A 5,261-nucleotide genomic window follows, 5' to 3' on the forward strand; every position below is an offset into this window, starting at 1 on the left:
GATCGAAAGGCGTCGCCGATCCACCGACGACGCCTTTCGATCCGGCCACCGCGCTGCCGGTGCAGATCTATATGTGGGCGAACGAGGCCGAACGCGCCTTCGTCGAGCGTATGTCCGGCGCCATCATCATCCTGCTCGTCTTCCTCATGGCCATGAACATCACCGCGATCGTGCTTCGGCGTCGGTTCGAGCGGCGCTGGTAGAAAAAAGGCATTTTGGTATGAACATCATGACCGAACAGTCCCTTGAAAACGCAGTGGGCGACAAGATGAAGTCGAACGAAGTGATAAAAATGCGCGGCGACAAGGTCGGCGTGTTCTACGGCGAGAAGCAGGCGCTGTTCGACGTCGATCTCGACGTCCGCCTGAACCAGGTGACGGCGCTGATCGGCCCCTCCGGCTGCGGCAAGTCCACCTTCCTGCGCTGCCTCAACCGCATGAACGACACCATCGATTCAGCACGGGTAACCGGCAAGATCACGCTCGACGAAGAGGACATCTACGACAAGAACATCGATGTCGTCGAACTCAGGGCGCGCGTCGGCATGGTGTTCCAGAAACCCAATCCGTTCCCAAAGTCGATCTACGAGAACGTCGCCTATGGTCCGCGCATCCACGGATTGGCCAAGCGCAAGGCCGACATGGATCAGATCGTCGAGTCCAGCCTGAAGAAGGCGGCGATCTGGAACGAGGTCAAGGACCGTTTGCAGGAACCTGGCACGGGTCTTTCCGGTGGCCAGCAGCAGCGCCTGTGCATTGCACGCGCCATCGCCGTGTCGCCCGAGGTGATCCTGATGGACGAACCGTGTTCGGCGCTCGACCCGATCGCCACCGCTCGCGTCGAGGAACTGATCGACGAACTGCGTCAGAACTATACGATCGTCATCGTCACCCATTCGATGCAGCAGGCAGCGCGCGTGTCGCAGCGCACCGCGATGTTCCATCTTGGCTATCTGGTCGAGGAGGGCGCCACCGACAAGATGTTCACCACCCCCGACGACAAACGCACCCAGGACTACATCACCGGCCGGTTCGGCTGATCTCTGGCATATGAGGGACGAAGATCATGGGTGAACATACCGTTGCATCTTTCGATGAGGATCTGGAGCAGATCAGCCAGCTGATCCGCGACATGGGCGATCTCGCCCGCTCGATGGTCGGTGGCTCGACCAGGGCTTTGCTCAATTCGGACAATGCGCTGGCGCAGCGGGTGGTTTCCGACGACGCCATCATGGATGCACGCCAGCGCGAGCTGGACGATCGTGCCATCACGCTGATCGCCAAGCGCCAGCCAATGGCCAACGATCTGCGTGCGGTGGTCGGTTCGATCCGCATGGCCGGCGACCTCGAGCGCATCGGCGACCTTGCCAAGAACATCGCCAAGCGCGTCGGCACTGTCGGGCTGAGCGTCACGCCGCACGACCTTTCGCATTCGATCGACGCAATGGCGCAGCTGGTGCTGATCCAGGTGCAGGGGGTCGTCGACGAGTATGCCGCCGCTGACGCGGCAGCGCTTGCCACGCTCAGAAACAATGATGAACGCATCGACGTCAAATACACATCGGTGTTCCGCGAACTTCTGACCTACATGATGGAAGATCCGCGCAACATCACGGCGTGCACGCACCTGTTGTTTTGCGCCAAGAACCTCGAGCGGATCGGCGACCACGTGACCAACATCGCCGAAAATGCCTATTATGTTTTGACCGGCACGCAGTTGCCAGCCAACCGTCCGAAGCAGGACGAGACGGCAATGTCCGCGCCAGCGGCATGACAGGGGTGACCAGCCGATGATCGCGCCACGCATCATGGTGGTGGAGGATGAGGAGCCGCTAGGCGTGCTGCTCCGCTACAATCTCGAATCCGAAGGTTACCAGGTCGAGGTGGTGACGCGCGGCGACGAGGCCGAAATCCGGCTGCAGGAGAACGTTCCAGACCTTCTGGTGCTCGACTGGATGGTGCCTGCGGTTTCCGGTATCGAACTCTGCCGCCGGCTAAGGATGCGTCCCGAGACCGAGCGGCTGCCGATCATCATGCTGACCGCGCGAGGCGAGGAAAGCGACCGCGTGCGCGGCCTCTCGACCGGTGCCGACGACTATCTGGTCAAGCCTTTCTCGACGCCGGAGTTCATGGCCAGGGTCAAGGCGCTGCTGCGCCGGGCCAAGCCGGAAGTGCTGTCCAGCGTGCTCAAGGTCGGCGATATCGTGCTCGATCGCGAATCGCACCGTGTCTATCGCAAGAAGAGCGAAATCCGGCTCGGGCCGACGGAATTCCGCCTGCTTGAATTCATGATGCGCCATCCAGGCCGCGTGTTCTCGCGCAGCCAACTGCTCGACAATGTCTGGGGCGAGACGATCTACATCGACGAACGCACGGTCGATGTGCATGTCGGCCGGCTGCGCAAGGCGGTCAACAACGGCCGTATGCCCGATGTCATCCGCACCATCCGTGGGGCGGGTTACGCCATTCGCGAGGACTGAACTCCCTCGTTTGAACTCACGCCACGTTCTTGCCGCCGAGACCGGATCTCGCCTGCACGCCCGGCGCAAAAATCTCCTGATCGACGAAGATTAGCGCCCGCATGGCGCAGCCTTCGCGGATCAGCGGCAGTTCGTTCGGCTCGGTGTCGAAGGAAATCGACTTGGAATGCTGGCCGCCGGCGGTCTGGGCAATCGCTTGCCGCAATGCCGGCTCGATCAGGTCGAAGGCGGCGGCGCTGACGCCGACCATGGCGACCGGCGCCGGATCGATCAGCGCGAACAGGCTGCCGAGGCCGTAGCCGAGCGCTTCGCCGGCCTTGCGATAGGCTTCCCGTTCGGGTCCGTCCCTTTCGCGGGCGGCGGCAGCCAGGGCGCGCATGTCGGCATCGCTGACATCGGCGACGGGTTCTGCATCCTCGCCCATCTGCCGCGCGTTGCGCCAGATGGCATAATTGCCGGCATAGGCTTCGACGCAGCCGCGCCGTCCGCAGCGACACAGCGCCCCGTTCGGCCGATGAATCATGTGGCCGAATTCGCCGCCCGAGGAATGGGTGCCGGTGAACAATTCGCCCTTCAGCACCAGCCCCATGCCGATGCCGTGCGACAAAAGGATAGCGATGAAATCGTCGCGGTAACGATCGGGGTCGCGCCAGCGCAGCGCCACCGCCATCATGTTGCAATCGTTCTCCATAATGGCTGGGATGCCGAACTCGTCTTCGAATATGTCGGCGAAGGCGATGTCGGTGTGCGGCGTGATCGGCGACCACAGCATGGCGCGGGCACGGGTGTCGGTGATGCCCTGGACGGCCAGCGCGATACGGGCGATGCTGCGCACGTCCAGGTCGGGATCTTCCAGGCGGCGCCGCACGATTGCCGTGCACTCACCGATCAGCGAGTCGCGCGACATCGTCAGCGTGTCGAGCCGGCGCTGTTCCTCGGATATTACCTGGCCGGCATAGTCGATGACGGCGACCGAGAGGAAGTTCAGCGACAGCACCACGGTCATTACCGCGGCCGCTTCCGGATTGAGGCTGAGGCCGACCTGCGGACGGCCGCGTTTGAGCGAGCCGGCCTCGCTCGGCTTGCTTTCGGTCAGGATACCTTCGACGATCAGGTCGGATGAGATCGCCGAGATCGTCGAATGGCTGAGGCTTGTGGTTGCGGCGATCTCGGTGCGCGACGGCTGTCCGGCGCGGCGCACCGCCGCGATCACCATCGCGCGGTTGCGGCGGCGCAAATCGTCGTGGCGGATTCCGACCGACATGCTCTTTCATATCCTCCCGGTCGCCGCGGTTCTTCCTGCCCTGGAACGCTGTCGGTGACGCGGTCAAATACTGGCAGAAGCCGCGCGCCGTGTCATTTATTTATTCCGAGGCCCGAAAAAAATTCGAAACGACATCAAAATCCATCAGAATCGATGTTGACAGCGTTCGGGCGTTGGCCCAGTATTTTTTCGAGGCTCGAAAAAATAGGGCCTTTGTGCCGGCCTTCGGGCCAGTTTGGTCGCGCCATACGCGGCGCAGGGAGGATAATATGAAAAGATTCACAGCCGCCATCCTGGCGGGTGCCGCCATGTCGCTGACGCTCGCGTCTGTCGCGCAGGCGAAGGACAAAGTCGTCGGCGTTTCGTGGTCCAACTTCCAGGAGGAACGCTGGAAGACCGACGAGGCCGCCATGAAGACGGCGATCGAGGCCGCCGGCGACAAGTACATCTCCGCCGATGCGCAGTCCAATCCCGGCAAGCAGCTTACGGACGTCGAAAGCCTGATCTCGCAGGGCGCCAATTCCCTGATCATCCTGGCGCAGGATGCTTCGGCCATCGGCCCGGCCGTGCAGAAAGCCCTGGACGAAGGCATTCCGGTCGTCGGCTATGACCGGTTGATCGAGAACAAGGATGTTTTCTATCTGACCTTCGACAACAAGGAAGTCGGCCGCATGCAGGCCCGCGAAGTGTTCAAGGTCAAGCCGGAAGGCAACTACGTCTTCATCAAGGGCTCCGGTGCCGATCCCAATGCCGACTTCCTGTTCTCGGGCTCGATGGAAGTGCTCAAGGAAGCCATTGACAGCGGCAAGATCAAGAATGTCGGCGAAGCCTACACGGATGGCTGGCTGCCCGCCAACGCCCAGAAGAACATGGAACAGTTCCTGACCGCCAACGACAACAAGGTCGACGCGGTGGTCGCGGCCAATGACGGCACTGCCGGTGGCGTCGTCGCGGCGCTGACGGCTCAAGGCTTGGCCGGCACCGTGCCGGTCTCGGGGCAGGACGGCGACCACGCCGCGCTGAACCGCATCGCCCTGGGCACGCAAACCGTGTCGGTGTGGAAGGACGCGCGCGAGCTCGGCAAGAATGCCGCCGAGATCGCCTCGCAACTGGCCGACGGCAAGAAGACGAGCGACATCGCCGGCGCCAAGGACTTCACGACGCCGGGCGGCAACACCGTCAAGTCGCTGTTCCTGACTCCGGTTGCCATCACCAAGGACAATCTCAACGTCGTCATCGACGCTGGCTGGATCAAGAAGGACGAAGTCTGCGCGGGTGTCGCTGCCGGCACCGTCGCGGCCTGTAACTGATCCGGACCACTTCGAAATATCTGAACGCCGCGGCCCAAAAGCCGCGGCGTTTTCTCAAAGAATTGTGTTTCCGCATCATGCGGATAGCTTCTAGGCTGGGCTCCGGCATGCGCGTCAGACGGCCAGCCGGTGGGAGGAAATCATGACCGACACGACGTCCAACCCGCAGGCTGGAAATGACATGCAGCCCAATCCAGATGACCAGCAG

The 5,261-nt window shown here is 62.2% G+C and carries 5 protein-coding genes and 1 pseudogene; 5 read left to right on the top strand and 1 reads right to left on the bottom strand.

Going from position 1 to position 5,261, the window contains the following annotated elements; genetic code table 11:
- From ENZ74_RS20585 to phoB, 4 genes and pseudogenes are all read left to right on the top strand, one after another.
- Nucleotides 1–203, top strand: a pseudogene (locus ENZ74_RS20585) (phosphate ABC transporter, permease protein PstA); the annotation flags it as partial.
- A 17-nt stretch (nucleotides 204–220) separates the two neighbouring features.
- On the top strand, nucleotides 221–1,039 hold the full coding sequence (gene pstB, locus ENZ74_RS20590; protein WP_013529271.1) for a phosphate ABC transporter ATP-binding protein PstB: 819 nt from the start codon (nucleotides 221–223) through the stop codon (nucleotides 1,037–1,039).
- 26 nt (nucleotides 1,040–1,065) lie between these two features.
- Nucleotides 1,066–1,773, top strand: coding sequence for a phosphate signaling complex protein PhoU (gene phoU, locus ENZ74_RS20595; protein ID WP_013529272.1), 708 nt, complete (start codon nucleotides 1,066–1,068; stop codon nucleotides 1,771–1,773).
- 16 nt (nucleotides 1,774–1,789) lie between these two features.
- Nucleotides 1,790–2,479 (top strand): phosphate regulon transcriptional regulator PhoB, encoded by a 690-nt coding sequence (gene phoB / locus ENZ74_RS20600; protein WP_010911896.1) that lies wholly within the window; start codon nucleotides 1,790–1,792, stop codon nucleotides 2,477–2,479.
- Nucleotides 2,480–2,495: 16 nt separating this feature from the next.
- On the opposite strand, the gene ENZ74_RS20605 is transcribed toward phoB, so the two are convergent.
- Nucleotides 2,496–3,743 carry an ROK family protein gene (locus ENZ74_RS20605; RefSeq protein WP_063169146.1) on the bottom strand — a complete coding sequence of 416 codons (1,248 nt, stop codon included), beginning with the start codon at nucleotides 3,741–3,743 and terminating at the stop codon, nucleotides 2,496–2,498.
- Between the two features lie 269 nt (nucleotides 3,744–4,012).
- On the opposite strand from ENZ74_RS20605, the gene xylF reads away from it, so the two are divergent.
- Nucleotides 4,013–5,053 carry a D-xylose ABC transporter substrate-binding protein gene (gene xylF / locus ENZ74_RS20610; RefSeq protein ID WP_013529274.1) on the top strand — a complete coding sequence of 347 codons (1,041 nt, stop codon included), beginning with the start codon at nucleotides 4,013–4,015 and terminating at the stop codon, nucleotides 5,051–5,053.
- Nucleotides 5,054–5,261: the final 208 nt, after the last annotated feature.

The organism is Mesorhizobium sp. M7A.F.Ca.CA.002.15.2.1 (genome assembly GCF_003998715.1).
In the GTDB taxonomy this organism is placed as follows: domain Bacteria; phylum Pseudomonadota; class Alphaproteobacteria; order Rhizobiales; family Rhizobiaceae; genus Mesorhizobium; species Mesorhizobium ciceri.